This is a genomic window from Sphingorhabdus sp., assembly GCF_044239665.1.
In the GTDB taxonomy this organism is placed as follows: domain Bacteria; phylum Pseudomonadota; class Alphaproteobacteria; order Sphingomonadales; family Sphingomonadaceae; genus Sphingorhabdus_B.
Genome location: NZ_JBIIBA010000018.1, coordinates 1 through 19327 on the forward strand (window position 1 = coordinate 1; position 19327 = coordinate 19327).

General features: G+C 55.3%; 17 protein-coding genes. 6 read left to right on the forward strand and 11 right to left on the reverse strand.

The features are described from left to right. Nucleotides 1-116: 116 nt before the first annotated feature. On the forward strand, nt 117-869 hold the full coding sequence (locus tag ACILP3_RS06960) for a ferredoxin--NADP reductase (protein WP_395615930.1): 753 nt from the start codon (nt 117-119) through the stop codon (nt 867-869). Between the two features lie 16 nt (nt 870-885). Here ACILP3_RS06960 and ACILP3_RS06965 read toward each other — a convergent pair whose 3' ends face one another. From ACILP3_RS06965 to ACILP3_RS06990, 6 genes are all read right to left on the reverse strand, one after another. Next, entirely contained in the window at nt 886-3453 is a 2568-nt protein-coding gene (locus ACILP3_RS06965; protein ID WP_395615931.1) for an ATP-binding protein, read from the reverse strand. Between the two features lie 119 nt (nt 3454-3572). Continuing rightward, nucleotides 3573-3983, reverse strand: a complete 411-nt coding sequence (locus ACILP3_RS06970; protein WP_395615932.1) for a response regulator — start codon at nt 3981-3983, stop codon at nt 3573-3575. A gap of 218 nt (nt 3984-4201) precedes the next feature. Continuing rightward, the gene (locus ACILP3_RS06975) at nt 4202-5326 is read right to left on the reverse strand and encodes an aldose epimerase family protein (protein WP_395615933.1); all 1125 of its coding nucleotides are present in this window, start codon (nt 5324-5326) and stop codon (nt 4202-4204) included. 79 nt (nt 5327-5405) lie between these two features. After that, nucleotides 5406-6122, reverse strand: a complete 717-nt coding sequence (locus ACILP3_RS06980) for a hypothetical protein (protein ID WP_395615934.1) — start codon at nt 6120-6122, stop codon at nt 5406-5408. Between the two features lie 30 nt (nt 6123-6152). Beyond that, on the reverse strand, nt 6153-7361 hold the full coding sequence (locus ACILP3_RS06985; RefSeq protein WP_395615935.1) for a toxic anion resistance protein: 1209 nt from the start codon (nt 7359-7361) through the stop codon (nt 6153-6155). 83 nt (nt 7362-7444) lie between these two features. After that, nucleotides 7445-8149, reverse strand: a complete 705-nt coding sequence (locus tag ACILP3_RS06990; RefSeq protein ID WP_395615936.1) for an arylesterase — start codon at nt 8147-8149, stop codon at nt 7445-7447. 12 nt (nt 8150-8161) lie between these two features. Here ACILP3_RS06990 and ACILP3_RS06995 point away from each other — a divergent pair, with 12 nt between their 5' ends. Beyond that, nucleotides 8162-8863, forward strand: a complete 702-nt coding sequence (locus tag ACILP3_RS06995) for an ABC transporter ATP-binding protein (protein WP_395615937.1) — start codon at nt 8162-8164, stop codon at nt 8861-8863. Continuing rightward, nucleotides 8860-11370, forward strand: coding sequence for an ABC transporter permease (locus ACILP3_RS07000; RefSeq protein WP_395615938.1), 2511 nt, complete (start codon nt 8860-8862; stop codon nt 11368-11370). The genes ACILP3_RS06995 and ACILP3_RS07000 overlap by 4 nt, the downstream gene beginning before the upstream one ends. A gap of 85 nt (nt 11371-11455) precedes the next feature. Here the strand turns inward: ACILP3_RS07000 and ACILP3_RS07005 are convergent, their stop codons facing one another. Then, complete coding sequence (locus ACILP3_RS07005; RefSeq protein WP_395615939.1) at nt 11456-12436, reverse strand: bile acid:sodium symporter family protein; 981 nt, start codon at nt 12434-12436, stop codon at nt 11456-11458. A 135-nt stretch (nt 12437-12571) separates the two neighbouring features. Here ACILP3_RS07005 and typA point away from each other — a divergent pair, with 135 nt between their 5' ends. Next, a complete protein-coding gene (typA, locus tag ACILP3_RS07010; RefSeq protein WP_395615963.1) occupies nt 12572-14392 on the forward strand; it encodes a translational GTPase TypA in 1821 nt (606 codons plus the stop codon). Nucleotides 14393-14452: 60 nt separating this feature from the next. Here the strand turns inward: typA and ACILP3_RS07015 are convergent, their stop codons facing one another. After that, the gene (locus ACILP3_RS07015; RefSeq protein ID WP_395615940.1) at nt 14453-15664 is read right to left on the reverse strand and encodes an NAD(P)/FAD-dependent oxidoreductase; all 1212 of its coding nucleotides are present in this window, start codon (nt 15662-15664) and stop codon (nt 14453-14455) included. 64 nt (nt 15665-15728) lie between these two features. Between ACILP3_RS07015 and ACILP3_RS07020 the strand changes: the two genes are divergently transcribed. Then, nucleotides 15729-16019, forward strand: a complete 291-nt coding sequence (locus ACILP3_RS07020) for a DUF3297 family protein (RefSeq protein ID WP_395615941.1) — start codon at nt 15729-15731, stop codon at nt 16017-16019. A 12-nt stretch (nt 16020-16031) separates the two neighbouring features. Here the strand turns inward: ACILP3_RS07020 and ACILP3_RS07025 are convergent, their stop codons facing one another. After that, complete coding sequence (locus tag ACILP3_RS07025; RefSeq protein WP_395615942.1) at nt 16032-17171, reverse strand: serine hydrolase domain-containing protein; 1140 nt, start codon at nt 17169-17171, stop codon at nt 16032-16034. 31 nt (nt 17172-17202) lie between these two features. On the opposite strand from ACILP3_RS07025, the gene ACILP3_RS07030 reads away from it, so the two are divergent. Further along, nucleotides 17203-17577 carry a hypothetical protein gene (locus ACILP3_RS07030; protein WP_395615943.1) on the forward strand — a complete coding sequence of 125 codons (375 nt, stop codon included), beginning with the start codon at nt 17203-17205 and terminating at the stop codon, nt 17575-17577. Between the two features lie 32 nt (nt 17578-17609). Here the strand turns inward: ACILP3_RS07030 and ACILP3_RS07035 are convergent, their stop codons facing one another. Beyond that, the gene (locus tag ACILP3_RS07035) at nt 17610-18137 is read right to left on the reverse strand and encodes a DUF7010 family protein (RefSeq protein ID WP_395615944.1); all 528 of its coding nucleotides are present in this window, start codon (nt 18135-18137) and stop codon (nt 17610-17612) included. 31 nt (nt 18138-18168) lie between these two features. Continuing rightward, the gene (gene mnmA, locus ACILP3_RS07040) at nt 18169-19293 is read right to left on the reverse strand and encodes a tRNA 2-thiouridine(34) synthase MnmA (RefSeq protein ID WP_395615945.1); all 1125 of its coding nucleotides are present in this window, start codon (nt 19291-19293) and stop codon (nt 18169-18171) included. Nucleotides 19294-19327 lie beyond the last annotated feature (34 nt).

The following is a 19327-nucleotide window of genomic DNA, read 5'->3' on the forward strand; positions in this document are numbered from 1 at the left end:
ACATCATTTACCCGCCATTTCCAAAAAACAAGGCTGGCTTTTGACGATAAAAGAAATGTCTCTATTGTAAATTACTGCATTGCCGTCAAAGAGCGCCCTGAATCATGGAGTGAATAATGGCTTTTTCGACTGTTAAGGTTTTGACCACGCATCATTGGAACAAGGGACTGTTTTCCTTTTCGGTGTCACGGCCCGCCTCATTTCGCTTTGTGAGCGGTCAATTCGTCATGATTGGCCTTATGGTCAATGATAAGCCATTGATGCGTGCCTATTCCATGGCCTCGCCCTTTTGGGATGAATCGCTTGAATTTCTAAGCATCATTGTTCCAGATGGTCCGCTGACCAGCATATTGTGCAAAATCCAACCCGGCGACGAAATCCTGCTGGGTGCCAAACCAACGGGCACGCTGACGCTGGACGCGTTGCTTCCCGGCAAGCGGCTGCATTTAATTGGCACGGGAACGGGATTGGCACCGTGGATGTCGATCATTCGCGATCCTGAAGCTTATGAGCGCTATGAAAAGATTACCGTTCAGCACACCGTGCGGCAGGTTGAAGATCTGGCGTTTCGCGATGCACTGGAATCGCAACTGGCAGACGACCCCTTGGTTGCAGCAGAAGCAAAGCAGCAGCTAATCTATGACGCGTCAGTCACCAAATGTCCGACGTGGACGGGCGAAAATCGTCGCATCACGCAGAGAATTGAAAGCGGGGATTATAAACTCGATCCAGAATTCGACCGCGTCATGCTGTGCGGCAGCATGGCGATGATTAAGGAGACAGGGGCGTTGTTGGAAAGCCTTGGTTTCACCGAAGGCGCACAATCGCAACCCGGCACTTATGTTCTGGAACGCGCTTTTGTTGGCTGACGATAGGCAAAAATGCTTAGGTGGCCGCCGGGTCTGCTAAGGGCAGTTCAATGGTGAAGCGCGCGCCGTTGCGGTTAGATTTAGCGCGCAGGACGCCGCCCAAATCCGACACGATGCCATAGCTGATCGATAGGCCAAGACCCGTTCCGTCTTTCGGAGCCTTTGTAGTGTAGAACGGATCAAATATTCTTAGGAGGACATTGGAAGGAATTCCAACGCCATTATCCTCTACATTAATGACCGCAAGCTTGTTGCGGCGCTTCACTGTGATTTTAATTCTACCTTCGGCAGCATTGCCCGTGCCATAGCGCGCCCGGATCGCGTCATTGGCGTTAAGCAGCAGGTTCAACAACACTTGCTCTAACAACACAGGCAGAGCTTGAACATGGACTGCTTCGCCCTTTTCAGTGACCTCGACTTGCGTGCCATCGAGTTCAAGCTGGGGCGCCACCATCATAACGACCGCATCCACAATGGTCTTAACATTTATTGGGTAAGGCGATTCCTTGGGTATGCGTCCAAAAATCCGCATTTGCAGCAAAATCGCCGACGCCCGTTCCACCTGTACCAATATATTTTCAAGCTTCGGCAGAAAACGGTCGGCCTCCATACGGTCGCGCACCGCATTTTCGCGCAAATTGGATGCCGCCATTTTGATGAAATTCAATGGCTGGTTCAATTCATGCGCCGTACCGGCAATCATCCGTCCTAAGCTTGCCATTTTATCGGCCTGCAAAAGCTGCTCTGCGGCCGCCTTGCGCTCGGATATGTCCATGATAACCCCGACCGCTTCAAGCGTGCCTGAATGTGGGTTGGCCTCCACGGACATGGTGTCATACACCCAAACATAATGACCGTCTTTGTGCAGCAACCGATATTCCACACTGACGACTTTGCCAGCTTCAAGTCCCGCAAACGCCTCGGCGCAAGCTTCATAGTCCTCAGGGTGGATCGCATGGGTCCACCATCCCGGATCCATTGCATCTGCGGGCGAATAACCCAGAATTTCTTCCAAGGACTCGCTGACATATACAAGCGATCCTTTCGCTTCATCTACGACGTCCAGCGCGTAAACAGCGACCGGCGCATGCTGCGCGATGCTTTTTAAGCGACGCTGATAGCTAGCGAGCGCGCCGCGCTCTCGACCGAATGTTTTGCCTGCAGAAGCAATCGTCCCGGAAATATCCTGCACTTCCTGGATAAGCCTTCCAACCTTGCGATCTTGGGGCAAGCCAGCATCGGCAAGATCGGCAGCAGATTGCAAGAGCCGCCCCATCGCCTGCGACATTTTTTGGCTGAGCACAGCGGCAACGAGGGTTGTCAAAAATACGAAGTACATCAGGGCAGTGAACAGTTGCAGTTGATGCATGCGCGCTTTGGCAGCCGCCGGCGCCAATGGGGCTGCCGCAAACACTTGCCATTCAGGTAACTCCGCCACCCTAGCTGAACGCAGAATATAGGCATTGTGCCAATTCGTCATAGCGAAATTGCTATATCCGGTGCCACGCAAAAGCACAGGCGATTGCAAAGAGTTCAGACGTTGTTCCTGCGATAGCGATTTAATCTGATCGCCCAGCAGTTCTGGGGCCTGCTTTAGCGGGAATGTCCCCTGCAGTGGACTGACAAGAAAAACACCATAGTTCGATTGCGTCCCGCGGCCAGCAATCAGTGTGTCCAATAATTTGTCGCGCAATTGGGCAATAATAATCCCAGCTTTACCATCGGCGCTGAATGGGACAATTATGGCGAATTGCCCACTCTGCCCTGCCCGTTGCGACGGCAATGTTACAAGGCGCACTCCGTATCTGCCCAATATGCTACTTTGGCTTGCGCTCTCGGCAACCAAGCGCATCTTTTCGCCGCCCGATCCGGCGGACCATTGCATTCTGCGCCCGTTACCAATGATCGTGATGTTTTCGAAATCCGGCGAAAGCTTATCAAAAAATGCCTGCTCCGGAGCGCGACCCTTTTGAAATTGTTCTTCCGCATGCATCCGCAGTACCAGGCTGCGCGACTGAACCCAGCTATTAAGCGCAACACTACTCACCAATAGCCGATTTTCGAGGGTTCCGCCAACATCCTTACGCGCCGTCTGTTCGGTGTCGGGCGCGGCGAGTACCATATAAAAAACTGTCGGAATCAGAATGATGGCCATTAGCACAGTGATAACCGCGCTTTCCAACTTCACCTTTGGCCAATTAACAAATTGACGCATCGGATTAACTCCGATGAGAGCCGCGTAAATCAGTTCGCCGATGACAACATTTAATATGCCATTTGCGGCCTGTTTAATCACCACCAGCGAGAGCGATAGCTCGTCTATCTTGACTATGTCGCTGGAGGTCAGAAGCAGCAATGGTGCAGCAAGAATGGTCCAGAAAATCACATCACTTTGAACCGGAGCGTTTCGCCGACAAATGACCGCGATAAAAATGGCCTCAAAGACCCAGAGCAGCCATGCCCAAGGGTGATTCCACAGAATCATCGTCCACAGGCCCGAAATGGATATAGCCAGCACTATCGACTGCGGCGCAAGTACGCGTATAAATGCAAAGATAATCGCGTTACCAAACACGAATTGCATGCCCCACCCGAGTGGCAACTCAAGGGTATTTAGAAGAAAACCAGCCAGCCCCAGCAGGATAGCCGCAAGCAGCTCATGCCGATGCATTTTGGGCCACGCCAGTTTCTTGAGCGCCAATTTCACGGAACTACCAGTGCAAAACGGATAGCGGCAATAAGCGCGTCGGTATCGGCGGGCTTTAGGAACACGGGTACATCCGCGATATCGGGTGGCAGTTGCGTGCTTGCGTCACCCGTCAGGATGATAAATCCGACATGGCGTTCGGCAGGAAGCGCAGCGCGCAAATTCCGTATCAGGCTAGCGCCATCAATCTTTGCCATACGCAGATCGGTAACAACAACGCCGATCTCCGGCGTGTTTAAAACGCGTTCATACGCTTCGGCTGGGTCAGCCGATGTGCAGGCACTAAAGCCGGCAAACTCTAAAAACTCTTGATACTCGGGGAGAACATCCTGCTCATCATCAATTAAAAAAACATGTGACTGAGGTATCTCAGAAGAGGTCCCTTCATTGTCACTCGTTAAATCCATGCGTTAGCCTGTACGATAGTTCTATATTAATTTACGGTCACATAACCGATTTAATATGCCTTTACACTACAAACCTTTGCACCCCCTTCATTGTCATTTTTCACGAGCGCTCCGGGCAGCGAACCGTTGCTTCCAGCAACGTCTGTTCCACACTGCATTAGGGTCAGGACTACATACGCCCATCGGTGATGTGGCGCGGTTACCGCGTAATATTCGCGCTATTGGGGCAGATGCTCATCTGCATTAGACGCAGCCGCGCCGAACTGCCAAATGATGATGTTTTCATACATCTGGTCAGGATGCAGCACCACCGACGCAAAAGAAGCTTGGTTCGGTGCATCCGGAAACATCTGCGGTTCCAAGGCGATGGCGTCACCAATCTGATAGCTTTTGCCAGCCTTGCCGACGGTGGAACCATCGAAAAAATTGCCGGAGTAGAACTGCAAGCCAGGTTGATTGGACAGCAACCGCATTGTCCGTCCCGAATGTGGATCTTTCAATATAGCGTGCAAGCGTGGCGCGCCCGCCACCGCCTCATCAATCACCCAATTATGGTCATACCCGCCCCCATGGCGTAATTGTTCATCGGAAAAATCGCGGACATGCGGGCGGATTGTTTTAGGTTTTCGGAAATCAAACGCAGTGCCCGCCACATGGCGGCGCTCGCTGGTCGGAATGCGCATGGCATCTACCGGCAAATAATGGTCAGCATTGATAGTCAGCAAATGGTCCATTGCGTCATAGGCCGACCCTTCGCCGCCTAAATTCCAATAAGCATGGTTGGACAGATTAACGATAGTTGGCGCATCTGTCGTCGCTTGGTATCGCACCGACAGAGCATTGTCGGCGTGCAATTGGTAGGCTGCGGTTACGGATAGGTTTCCGGGATAGCCTTGGTCGCCATCGGGGCTGATATGCGAAAGCGTGACGGACATCGCCTCTTCATCGCAGGATGTGACGGTCCAGTTGACCTTGTCAAATCCCAGTTCGCCGCCATGCAGCGCGTTACCCGCATCATTGGCAGGAACCAGATATTCTTTGCCCTCCAACGTGAAGCGCGCGCCGGCAATGCGATTGGCGACGCGCCCGACCGTAGAACCGAAATAATGCGGCTGCGCCACATAGGCGTCCAGCCTATCATAGCCCGTCGTAACATCCGCAAACCGGCCTTGCGCATCGGGCACGCAAACCGACTGTATGGCGGCACCATAGCCGATGATACGCACCCGCATGCCGTTGGCGTTGACGAGTGTAATCGCTTCAACGGTGTCCCCGTTGGTGAGCGTCCCGAAAAATTCTCTGCTAAGCTTGGGCCGCGTCAGAATGCATTCCTTTTCATCCAAGCGCCTTTACGCGTCACAAAAGCTCCTGATTTTGTAAGGCAACCCGCGTCGGTGGTCCTTTAAAACCAGTTTAGGCGTCCTACCCCGATACTTCGCTGTTATCGTAGCGCATTTCAAGATAACGCCCGCGCACCGCGAGCTTGTCTAGCTCTCCGCGCGAAATTTGCCCGGTCATGGTCTCTATTTCGCGATCTATGGTTTTCAGTCCGTCCACAAGCTGCTGCGCTGGTGTCTTGCCCGCATGCTCTTTGTGTTTCAGGCTGTCGGGGATTTTTTTATAGCCGTTAATGAGTTCGGGCAGATGTTCGCCCACAAGCTTACGCACTTCGCGCGCGGCCGGATCGTTTTCATCCAAAGTCTGCAATACCGGCGCAAGCTGGTCCAACCGCAAGCCGATATCTTGCATCAACGTTACTGCGGGTGCTGGCAGAGCCGGACGCTGCGCCTCCAACCAGATTTCAGTCTTGCCAGCCAAAGTTGCGAGATCCGTAACACGCAGGCTTTCCGCAGTGGGCATAGGCATTTCGGGGTAGCGCATCAGCACATATGCCGCCGCCGCGCCAAGTATGCCAGTTATCATCACGCCCCAAAAACCGATGCCATCGATAATCGCGCCAATTATACCCGCGCCGACTAACACCACCCCTACCGCGACCACAGCCTTGCTCAGCTTGCCCCAAAAATGCGCACGGCGCAGCGCCTGCGATTTGGAACCAATCGGCTTCATCCGCACATTGCGCAACGACCGCGCAGCCGCGTTCAGGGTGTCGTTTGAGTTGGATGCGGGGCTATTCACAGGCTTGCCTAAACTGTTTCAAACCAAGCATCACCCCTCCAAAGCCGCGAGCAAACCGCTATCCTGGGTATCCTTCACCGCCTGCGCCTGACCTTCGGCGCGGGCGATATAGCCCTTGGACTTTTCGACTTCTTTCTCAAGCGCGTCCGATGTCTGCTTCATGCTGTCCAACGCCTTCAGCTTGAACGTGTCGATAGCGTCCATCGTGTCATAGATATTCTGAAATGCGCGGCTTAATGTTTCCAGCGGAATGGTTGCACCTGCCGCTTGTTCATGAATGCGCCCCGTATTGTCGCGCAGTAATTTGCCCGTGCTATCTATGATATTGGCAGTCGTTGTGTTTAACGAAGTGATTTGGTCCAATACCAATTTTTGGTTGGTCATGGCTTGTGCCACCGTCACGGCTGTCCGTAATGCCCCGACAGTCGTCGTCGATGCGCGATCAACGCCCTTTACCAACTCGACATTATTCTTCTTCACCAAATCAAGCGCAAGATAACCCTGCACCGTCACAGCCATCTGGGTCAGTAAATCCTGCGTCCGCTGGCGCACATAGAATAGCGCACTTTCCTTAATCGCCCGCGATTTGGCTGGGTCGGATAGCTCAAGTTCAGCGGCCTTTTCCTCCAGCTTTGCATCAAGCTGCTTTGACATGACAATCATCTGTTCCAGCTTGCCCATGGCAACCCACAGATTTTGACGTTCCACATCAATGGCAGCATTGTCCATCAATAGCTCGTCTTTGCCGTTGCCGAGGCGCCCGAGGATCGAGCCGATATGCGTTTGCGAACTTTGATAGCTGTCGAAATAATTGCGTAATTTATTGCCAAAGGGAATGATGCCAAACAGCTTCTGCTTGGTCATCAAATTGCCCTTTTTGGAAGGGTCCAAATCTTCAACAACGCGTCGTAATTCGGCCAAATCCGCTCCAACGCCAGACTCAGCGTCCATGCGACGGATGGGTTTATCCAGAAAGCGGTTCGACTGCGCCGATGCCTCCATGATTTCCTTGCGGCCCATGTTGGTCAGTTGGTCAACCCGCTTGCCGAATTCAGGGCTGTTAACGTCCTGCGCAATCAGGTCAGCGACATAGGCATCAACCCGCTGTGCCAGCTTAGTTTGCTGCTCATCAGTTACGGGAACCAGACCCATCGCCTGTTGCGGGGTCACGGTCGGCACAGGGTCCGGCGGTGCCAGCTTCAGCTCTTGCACGGTCTGGGTTGCGGTTTCAGTCGACATGGCCAAAAATCCCTCTGTCATTGGATATCACAACAAATGGAACGAGTGCCTGACCATTTCAAGCACTTCCGTCCCTTGCTGTATTATTTTTCTAATACAGCCTCGCCTTGCTGCTTCAAAGCGGCTTCGACCAGCGGGGATAATCCTTCGACAACCCGAGACACGCCCTTAGCATTGGGATGGATGTTATCCGGTAGCATTAAGGCCGCATCCGTCACCACGCCATCGAGGAAAAAAGGATATAGCGCGGCACCATAACTGTTGGCCAGACCCGGAAAAATCCCGTTGAAAGCATTTACATAATCTGCACCTAGATTTGGCGCGGCCAACATACCCGTCAGCACCACCGGAATATCGCGGCGTTTCAATTCGTCCATCATTGCGGTCATATTCGCTTTGGTTTCTTCTGGTTTGATGCCGCGCAACATGTCATTGCCGCCAAGGCCAAGCACGACCAGGTCAGGTTTTCGGTCCAGATTATCAAGCACGAAGGCCAGCCGCGTTTTTCCGGCTGCTGTGGTGTCCCCCGACACACCGGCATTGTGCACCCGGGCGTTCATCCCTGCCGCTTGCAATGCTGCCTGTAATTGCGGGGCAAGCCCTTCATTAGGCGCAAGGCGATACCCTGCATAAAGGCTGTCGCCAAACGCAACAACCAATTGGTCATATTGTGCGACCTTTGCCGTTTGCTGAACTTCGGTCTTATTTTCCGCTACAGGATTAGACCCGCATCCCGACAACCCTTGGATTGCGACACATAACGCCCCATATAGCCAAAAACTTCTCATAAGGACTTTTCCTTGCACGCTCCGATCACTCACAAAGCGGATATGGCAATCCGCGCGGCAAATGTCACCCTTAGCCTTGGTAGCAACGAAGCATCCGTGTCGATTTTACGCGGCGTAGACCTTGAGGTGCCCTATGACAGCAGCGTCGCGTTGCTTGGGCCGTCGGGATCAGGCAAATCTTCTTTGATGGCGGTGCTGGCGGGGCTGGAGCAAGCGAGCGGCGGTACTGTCCTTGTCGATGGTCTGGATTTCACTAAGTTGGATGAAGACGAACTCGCCCGCGCACGGCGCGGTCGCATTGGTATTGTGTTGCAGGCATTTCACCTGTTACCCACCATGACCGCGCTTGAAAATGTCGCTATCCCTTTAGAACTAGCAGGTCTGCATGACCCGTTCGGCCGCGCGCAAAGCGAGCTTGAAGCCGTTGGCCTTGGGCATCGGCTGACGCATTATCCATCGCAGTTATCGGGCGGCGAACAACAACGCGTCGCCATTGCCCGCGCTATGGCCGCAGGGCCAAAGATTATATTTGCCGATGAACCAACTGGCAATTTGGATGGGTCCACAGGCACGGCGATTATCGACCTCTTGTTCGACCGCCGCGCCGCATTGGGCGCTACTTTGTTGATCATCACCCACGACCCCGAACTTGCGCGCAAATGCGACCGGGTAATTTCCATGCAAGACGGGCATGTCGTGGAGAGCGCGGCTTGAGCCTCTCCCTCGCCGCCATATGGCGCATTTCGCGCCGTGACCTGTCTGCGCGTATCCGTGGGCTCCGGTTGCTAGCGATTTGCCTTTTCTTGGGCGTTGCGACGCTCGCGGCTATTGGCAGTTTGACCGCTGGCATCGCTGATGAATTGTCAAAGCGTGGCCAGACCATCCTTGGCGGCGATGTCGAAATCGGCATTGCCCAGCGCGAAGCGACGCAGGCCGAAATGGCCGCGATGCGCAAGGCTGGCTTAGTCTCAGAGACTGTCCGCTTGCGCGCAATGGCAATTGGTCCAGCCGCTGATAGCAACAGCCTGCTCGCCGAGTTGAAGGCTATCGATGGTGCCTATCCGCATTATGGTGCGTTGACCCTGCGCGATGGCGCTACCGTAAAGGCTCCAGCAAAAGGCGACATTTACATCGGGCAAAGCTTGTCCGAACGGCTCGATATGCAGACGGGCGGCACCGTCCGTTTTGGGGAGGCGCGGTTTAAGATTGCAGGCATCATCGCCGTGGAACCCGATCGCTTGGGCGAGGGCTTCACGCTTGGCCCCGTCGCCATAATCAACATGAAATCTTTGCCGGATACCGGCCTTATCCAGCCGGGCAGCATGTATGAGTCGAAATACCGCATCAAGCTGGCCGCGAACGAAGACGCCGCTGCCGTCGCAAAGTCGCTTGAAGCGCAATTCCCTTCGGCGGGTTGGGACATTACCGATCGCTCCAACGGCGCACCCGGAACAAGGCGCTTCATTGAACGTATGGGCCAATTCCTAACCCTTGTCGGCCTTGCTGCCTTAGTCATCGCCGGCATTGGCGTTGGCAATGGCGTAAGCAGCTACCTCGCCAGCAAGCGCGCCAGCATTGCGACATTGAAGGTTACGGGCGCGGACAGCGGAACGATCTTCCGCATCTATATGCTGCAAATCCTAACCGTTGCCGCAGGCGCGATTTTGACGGGCCTTGTGGTGGGCAGTGTCATGCCTATGGTTATAGGTTGGGTGGCTGGTGACATATTGCCGGTTGCACCGGGCTTTAATCTGCATCCTTTGCCCTTGCTCGTCAGTGCGATCTACGGCCTGTTAATCGCCATTGCCTTTGCCCTACCGCCTCTGGCCCGTGCGCGCACTGTGCCCGCCGCTGGCCTGTTCCGCGCGATTGTGGAAGGCAACGCCCGCATCGACCGGCGCAGCACAATGTGGGTAGTTTCGGCGATACTCGCAATAATCGCTCTTGCGGTGGCGACAGCAAGAGAGCCTCTATTCTCGCTCGCCTTTATCGGCGCGGCCTTTGGCTTGCTGCTGCTGCTCACGGGCATTGCATGGCTGCTGCGTTTTATCGCGTTGCGCGTGCCGCGACCAAAGGCACCACTGCCGCGCCTTGCGCTCGCCAACCTGCACCGCCCGGGCGCGCAGACGCAGGCTTTGGTCGTCGCACTTGGCCTTGGCCTCACCTTGTTCGTGACGCTCGCGGCCATCCAAACCAGCATCAACAATGAAATCAAGAATAGCGTACCCGACCGAGCGCCAAGCTTCTTCGCCTTGGATATCCCGCGTGAGGGCGAAGCCCAATTCAGACAAATGGTCACAGAAGCTGACCCCAAAGCTACAATCAACATGATCCCTGCCTTGCGCGGGACTATTGTTGAATTTGGCGGCCAGCGTGTGGATCTGTTGGAAGAACTGCCCGAAGGCGCTTGGATCCTCAACGGCGACCGCGGGCTCACCTATAGCGGCGTCATGCCCAATGGCAGCGAGATTGTCGCAGGCGCTTGGTGGCCAGAGGACTATAAAGGCCCTGCCTTGGTCAGCCTTGAGGCAGAAGCCGCCGAAAGCTTAGGCGTCGGCGTTGGCGATAGCTTGACCATCAGCTTGCTTGGTGTCGAAATTCCCGCTAAAATTGCATCATTACGCACCGTCAAATGGGATAATTTTGGCCTAAATTATGTGATGGTGTTTTCGCCGGGAAGCCTTGACGCGGCGCCGCATAATATGGTGGCAACGTTGACGGTGTCCAAGCAAGCCGAGCGCATATTGGCAAAGTCGATCCCACCCGCATTCCCGTCATCTTCGTTAATTGAGGTCGGCGAAGTGACCGCACAGATCACGATATTGCTCACGCAAATGGCGCAAGCCATTGCCGCTGCGGCATCCATCGCCATTTTGGCCGGAATCGCCGTGCTCGTCGGCGCTATTGCCGCTGCCCGCCAGTCGCGAATCTATGACAGCGTCATCATGAAAATGTTGGGCAGCACAAGACGGCAAATCTTGGGCGCGCAGGCATTGGAATATGGCGTCTTGGCTGTGGTGCTTGGCTTGGTGTCGCTCTTACTCGGCATGTTTGCGGCTTATTATGTCGTGGTCGAGATATTCGACTTCAGCTTTGCGCCGGATTATTCGATCCTAGCGTTGACGCTCATTGGCGGCGCAGGATTGACCTTTGTACTGGGCATCGTAGGATCGCTTCCGATTTTGGCGGCGCGGCCTTCGGAAGCGTTGCGCTCACTATAAAACTGAATTTGTCATTCCCGCGAAAGCGGGAACCCATGGCCTGAGCCTTTGGCAGAAGCTGTCAGGGCGGACCATGGATCCCCGATCAAGTCGGGGATGACAATTCAGATTGTTCTGTTCCCGCCAAATGCGTGGCCAATGGCGCAGACAATATCAACTGCGCCATATGATATATCAGCGTTGGCAGCAGGACCATTCCGGCGATTGCGGGCAGGAATATCGTTGCAGCGAGCGGCGCGCCAATGGCGATGCTTTTCTGCCCCCCCGAAAACAGCATGGTAATCCGGTCACCGCGCGGCAGTCTCATCGCCCCACCCAACGCCCAAGCCCCACCAAAGCCAACCAGCAGCATTACCGACAAAGCCAATGCCAACCATGCAAGCTCATCGCCGCGCACCACGCTCCATATCCCCGCCACAACCGCGCCTGAAAACGCCACATAGACCGCAATCGCAATCGAAATGCGGTCCATCCAAGTCGCCAGATCCTTGTTGCGGTCTACCCATGGCTTGCACCAACGCTGCGCAATTTGGCCAAGCGTGAAGGGCAGAAGCAAGATGAGCGCAATACGCCCAACGGCTTCCCCTGAAATATTCGCTTCCCCCACATGCGCCAGGACCGCCAAGAGCAAAGGCGATAGCACCACGCCGATCAGATTGACCAAGGCTGCCGCGACAACCGATGCGGCCACATTGCCTTTGGCCAAAGCGCAATAAGCCGCAGCCGACTGCACAGTGGATGGTAAAATGCCTGTGAATAACAAACCTAAGGCAAGCGTTGGCGGCAAGATATTGTCGAAAATATATGACAGCGCCAATCCGGTGGCCGACATCACCCCAAATACAAAGAGGAAAATCGCCCCCTGCAACCGCCAATTGCGCACGCCATTTATCACTTCATGTCGCGGCAAGCGCACGCCATTGAGGAAAAACAGCAGGAAGATAGCGGCCAAGGATATGAACGACGCGACCTCCGCTGCTTGACCGCGCACGGGAAGGATGCTCGCCAACAATATCGTGGCAAGCAGCAGCATAACGAAGCGATCAGCAAAGATACGAGCGAACATCCAAGCGCTTTGACCGTTGCAATCGCGTATTGCAACACCAGCGATGTTGCGCTGCAGCGCATATTGCGTTAATGGCGCGCGAGAATCTGGTGGCGTGTGGCTGCTATGAAGACCTTCCAAAAGGCCCATTTCCAAATGTCATTGCGTAACATCGCCATCATCGCGCACGTCGATCACGGCAAAACCACTCTTGTTGACCAACTGTTTCGGCAGTCGGGCACCTTCCGCGACAATCAGCGCATCGAAGAGCGCGCGATGGATTCGAACGATCTTGAAAAAGAACGGGGCATCACCATTCTTGCCAAATGCACCTCGGTTGAGTGGAATGATACCCGCATTAACATCGTCGACACACCGGGCCACGCTGACTTTGGTGGCGAGGTTGAGCGTATCTTGTCGATGGTCGACGGCGTTATCCTGCTTGTCGATTCTTCCGAAGGCGCGATGCCGCAAACCAAGTTCGTAACCGGCAAGGCACTGGCTTTGGGCCTTCGTCCGATTGTTGTCGTCAACAAAGTCGACCGTCCTGACGAGCGTATTCAGGAAGTGCTGGACGAGGTGTTCGATCTGTTCGTGTCGCTCGATGCAACGGACGAGCAGCTTGATTTCCCTGTGCTTTATGCCTCGGGTCGTAATGGCTATGCCTCAATTGACCCAAGCGCGCGTGAAGGCACGCTCACGCCGATGTTTGAAACCATCGTCAGCCATGTGCCGGAGCCAAAGGCAGATGTTGACGGCGAATTCAAAATGCTAGTCACCTTGCTGGACCGCGACAACTTCCTGGGCCGTATTCTTACTGGCCTTGTATTGTCGGGGACCGTGAAGGTGAACCAGCAAATCCACGCGCTGAACCCGGACGGCAAGGTCGTCGAAAGCGGCCGTGCATCCAAGATCATGTCGTTCCGAGGCCTTGAGCGGGTTCCTGTCGAAGAAGCCAAGGCTGGCGACATTATCTCCATTGCCGGCATGACAACCGCTACTGTGGCTGACACCATTGCCGAGCCATCGGTCACTGAGCCGCTGCAGGCGCAGCCTATCGATCCGCCCACCTTGTCGATGCGCTTTTCGGTGAACGACAGCCCCATGGCTGGCCGTGAAGGCACCAAGGTTACCAGCCGCATGATCCGCGACCGCCTGATGCGCGAAGCGGAAAGCAACGTCGCCGTGCGCATCACAGAAGCCGAAGACAAGGATAGCTTTGAAGTCGCTGGCCGTGGTGAGCTTCAATTGGGCGTCCTTATCGAAACCATGCGCCGCGAAGGCTTTGAGCTGGGCATCAGCCGCCCACGCGTGCTGTTCCGCGAAGACGAAAAAGGCCAAAAGACTGAGCCTTATGAGACCGTCGTTATCGATGTGGATGATGAGTATTCAGGCACAGTCGTTGAGAAAATGGCGGTGCGTAAGGGCGACCTGACCGACATGCGTCCATCGGGTGGCGGCAAGACGCGTATCACCTTCAGCGCGCCATCACGCGGGTTGATTGGCTATCATGGCGAATTCCTGTCCGACACGCGCGGCACGGGCATCATGAACCGCCTGTTTGAAAAATATGGTCCACATCGTGGCATGATTGAAGGCCGCAAGAACGGCGTGCTGATTTCCAACGGTGCTGGTGAAGCCGTTGCTTACGCGCTTGGCCCATTGGAAGAACGCGGCATCTTGATGGTATCGCCAGGTGAAGCTTTGTACGAAGGCATGATCATCGGCGAAAACGCCAAGCCAGACGATTTGGAAGTGAACCCAATGAAGTCGAAGCAGCTGACGAACTTCCGTTCGACCGGCAAGGATGACGCCATCCGCCTCACCCCGCCTAAGCGCCTGACGCTTGAGCAAGCCATTGCCTATATCGATGATGATGAAATGGTTGAGGTTACGCCAAAGAATATCCGCCTGCGCAAGCGCTTGCTTGACCCCAATGAGCGGAAAAAAGCATCGCGCGCCAAACAGGCCGCATAATGAAAAGGGCGTCGATTTCGGCGCCCTTTTTCTTTGGGCCACGGCCCTAAGCTCGGAAACCTAAATGGCTTCGCCGGCCGCGACGCCGCTGGCCCACGCCCATTGGAAATTGTATCCGCCGAGCCAACCCGTGACATCCACAGCCTCGCCGACGCAATACAGACCTGCCATTTTCTTTGCTTCCATCGTCTTTTGCGACAGGCCATCGGTGCTAATTCCACCCAAAGTCACCTCCGCTTTGGCATAGCCCTCACTGCCATTGGGCACGAATGGCCAGTTGCCGAGTAGCGCGCCCGCACCCACCAATTTCCGGTCGTTTTGGTCGGCGAGGTTGCCGAGTAGACCAATTTTGGCGGCGAGCGCTTCAGCCAAGCGCGCAGGTAAGACGCGGTCCAATGTTGACCGCAAAGTCGCGCGCGGCCGTGCGCGTTTTTCCGATAGCAATAATTCGGTGGCATCCAATGATGGCAAGAAATCAATCTCAACCTGGTCCCCAGGGCGCCAATAGCTGCTGATTTGAAGCACTGCGGGGCCGCTGAGCCCCCGATGGGTGAACAATGCGGCCTCGCGGAATGCCGCCTTTCCATGCTTTGCGACAACTTCCGACGATACGCCCGAGAGTTCACGGAACAATACGTCATCACCGCCAAGCGTAAGCGGCACTAAGGCGGGGCGTGGCTCCACAATTTTCAACCCGAACTGTCGCGCAAGATCATAGGCAAAAGCAGTCGCACCCATTTTTGGAATGCTGGGGCCGCCGGTTGCAATCACCAATGCCGCACCTTGTGCGCGCACTCCATTATACGTGACAACATAGTCGCTGCCATCATGCGTCACTTCGCCCACAGGCGCATCGAACACGAAGTCGACCCGACCACCAAAAGCCACCGATTTATCGCATTCGGCCATCAGCATCGCGACAATCTGCCGCGCGGAACCGTCGCAGAATAATTGCCCCAGCGTTTTTTCATGAAAGGCGATGCCATGTGCATGCACCAGATCGATAAAATCCTGCGGCGTATATCGGCCAAGTGCCGACTTTGCGAAATGCGGGTTGGCCGACAAATAACGTTCTTGTGCATGCGTGGTGGTCGCATTCACATTGGTAAAATTACACCGCCCCCCGCCGGAAATGAGGATTTTCTTACCCGGCCCCGTGGCGTGGTCGATCACCAGAACGCGCTTTCCACGTTGCCCGGCGGTCAAAGCGCACATGAGGCCTGCGCCACCGGCACCAAGGATAATCGCGTCATAGATGTTTGAACTTGCCATTTCGTCCCCCTGCACTGCCCGCGCTGTATTGCCAAGTGCTATGCTTTGCGGCAAAGCGCGCGTCATGACTGAAGAAACGAAAACCGCGGGCCCAAGCACACCGCCCGATCACCTGTCGATTAACCCGATGAGCCCGCATTTCGACGGCGACCTGCTGTCGCGTGGTATTGGCATTCGCTTCAAAGGCGAAGTGCGCACCACAGTTGAGGAATATTGCATTTCCGAAGGCTGGATCAAGGTGCAGGCTGGCAAAGCGCGTGATCGCAAAGGCAATCCTTTGCTGATCAAGCTGAGCGGTCCGGTCGAGGCATGGTTTGAAGACCTTGGCGCCGACGCGCCCGTGGCGAAGCTTTAACCGCGCGGCGCTTTACCGCTTCGGAAAAACGGAAATCAGCTTGGCCAGTTGGTCGTTGACGGGATCAAGCTGATCATCCGGTGTGTTGCCGAGCCGTACAATCGTTAGCCGATGCTGCGGTGATACCACCACAAATTGCCCCAAATGTCCTAAGGCGGCAAAGACGTCCGATGGTGCCTTGCCGGGAAACAGGACTGGATCGCGGCCGTCATTGCGTGTCCGATTAAGCCACAGATGCCCGCCATAGCTTGCATCGGTTTGGCTTGGCGTCTTCATAAAGCGCATCCAGCTTGTCGGCATCATTTGCGCAGAGCGCACCGACCCATTGTTCCGCAAAAATTCGCCAAATTTTGCCCAATCACGCGCGGTGGCGTGGATAAGGCTTCCGCCGAGCATTGTACCGCTGCGGTCAAATTCAGGTACGGCGCTTGTCATGCCCAGCGGCTCAAACAACCGACCCCGCGCATATTCCAACATCGCATCCCGGCGCACAACGGGATCTTTACTATCCGTCAACGACCGCGTCATAATGTCGACGAGTATATGGCTGGTGGCGGTGCTATATTCATATTTCTTGCCGGGGATAGCTTCCAAAGGCCGCGTTTCGGCATAGCGCGCAACATTTTCACGACCATCGAGAAACAGCATGCGCGGCGTGTCCGCATCAAAAATCTCGACACTGCCTTGCGCCATTTCGGTGTGGTCCAACCCTGATGACATATGGAGCAAATGGCGCAGCGTGATTGCCGCACGGCCATCACGGGGCGTTTGCCATTCGGGCACGATTGCAGGTTCATCCAAGGCTATCCGCCCGTCCGCCACCATCATACCCACCAAAACGGCGGTTACACTTTTGGCCATGGACCAACTGATCAGCTTGGTATCTGGTCCATATCCCGGCGCGTAGCGTTCGGCAACAACACGCCCGCCATGCATGATGACCAAGGCGCGGGTTTCACCGATCGCAGGATTTTCAAAAAAGGGAGCTATCGCAGCGGCAAGCTTTGCTTCGCTGATGACCGCATCATCGACCACCATGCTAAAGCCCGGACCAGCAGGCTTGGCAGGCGGTTCAGCAGCGCACCCAAATAGGCTGAAGGCAGCGATTGCACAAAAAGCGGTTGCGGCGCGGTGAATTTTGTTTCTAGGCATAAGATGCTTCGATGCACCAAATGGAGGGCCCATGGCAACCGCAACTTCGACCCAAAGACCAAAAGCACCCGAACCGCGATACAAGAGATTGAAAATTGCCGGTGCGGTGATTGTCCTGCTTGGGGCCCTGTGGCTGTTGTGGAACTGGAACAGCATCAAGGGTCAGGCGCGCGTAGGTGCCGCTTATGGCGCGCATGTCACTTGCTCGTGCCGCTATATTCAAGGTCGCGATATGGCGTCATGCGAAACCGACAAGGAAAAAGGCATGGAGATTGTGCGCTTGAGCGACGATCCCGAAAACAAACGCGTCTACGCATCAGTGCCATTTCTGGCCGAAGCTGTGGCGGAACGGCGCGGGGCTTTTGGTTGCATCCAATTGAACGCGGCGGAAATCGAGGCGCTTTGATTGAGCTATAGGCTTGATTGAGCTCTAGGCCGCTAACGTTTTGCCGGCACAAGAATGAACGCCGAACATAGCAACTCTATTGTGCCCCCCGCGAAGGCGACAAAAGCCGGTGTGATACCCATCCATAAAGCGACGGTCGCGATAGCAATTAAGCCCATGCCGAGCACAAGATAAAAACTCATCCCGTAGACCGTCTGAAACACCAGATAACGCGCCCCGACCACCAACAAGGCAATGGCGAAGAACCAATCACCATAGGTCCCGCTGACCAGATAGGCGATGGCAAGGCCGATGATGAGGAAGGCCGTAGATTGCAGCGCGAGTATCGCCATAGGGTTCAGAGAGCGCGCCCTGCCGCGGTAAAATGCCCGCCGCGCAATGAATAGCGACAATGGATGGATCAGCATGCCGCCGAAAAACAACGCGGCCATGCCAAAAAACAGATTGGCATATAAAGTCACTGCCCCGGCAATCACCCAAACCAGTCCGGAAACGAAAATACCAACCCCGCCATTGACATAGGCCCGGCGCATGTCGCGTTGTGCTTCCCTCAAATGCATCCTGAACTCCCCCTTCAGTAAGCGTATGATTTTAGGCGGCTGAGGCCATCTCCACCGCAAGTGTTTCTTCGATCCAACCGCCACCCAGTACCCGGTCACCGTCATATAATACGGCCGCCTGCCCCGGCGCGACGCCATATTCGGGCGCATCAAAACGAAGCCATTCGCCATCCAGACGCGCAGGCACAGGGCGGGACATAGACCGCACCTTTGCCATGACCGGCCGGTTACCAATATCGCAGAGCCAGTTGGCATCAATGATCCGCGCGGCGGGAACGGCAAGCGCCGCCCGTGGCCCGACAATCACACGCTGCGTCGCGGCATCAAGGCGGATGACATATAAAGGTACAGGCTGTCCGCCAACCTCAAGCCCTTTGCGCTGCCCAACGGTATAATGGATGAGGCCCTTATGCTGGCCAAGGATGCGACCATCCAGGTGGACAATGTCTCCGCCGATTTCTGCATCAGGCCGAATTTTGCGGACAACGCTCGCATAATCACCATCGGGTACAAAACAAATATCTTGGCTGTCGGGCTTCATCGCCACGATCAACCCCATTTCCTGCGCAATGGCCCGAACATGCGGTTTGGGCATGCCGCCCAGCGGAAAGCGAAGATAATCCAGTTGAGCTTGCGTCGTCGCAAACAGAAAATAGCTTTGGTCCCGCGCTGGGTCGGCGGCGCGGTGCAGTTCGGCACCAGCGCCCCCTTCGACGCGGCGGACATAATGGCCAGTTGCAAGGCAATCCGCACCCAACTCCCGCGCGAGGCGGAACAGATCGGTGAATTTCACGCCCATATTGCACCGCACGCAAGGGATTGGCGTCCGGCCCGCCATATATTCATCGGCAAAATGGTCGATGACCGATTCGCGAAACCGGCTTTCATGGTCAAAAACATAATGCGCAATGCCAAGCTTGTCAGCGACGGCGCGCGCGTCGCGTATGTCTTGTCCGGCACAGCACGCCCCTGCCCGTTTTACGGCGCTACCATGATCATATAGTTGCAATGTGACGCCGATGGTTTCCGCGCCGGTACGCGCCGCGAGCGCCGCCACAACAGAGGAATCGACGCCGCCTGACATGGCAACGACGATCCGCTTACCTTTCAGGTCAGGGCCAAGTTGGAAATCAGAATGATAAATGTCGTCAGTCATCGGATTACCGCCATAGAAGCTTCATCCACGAATT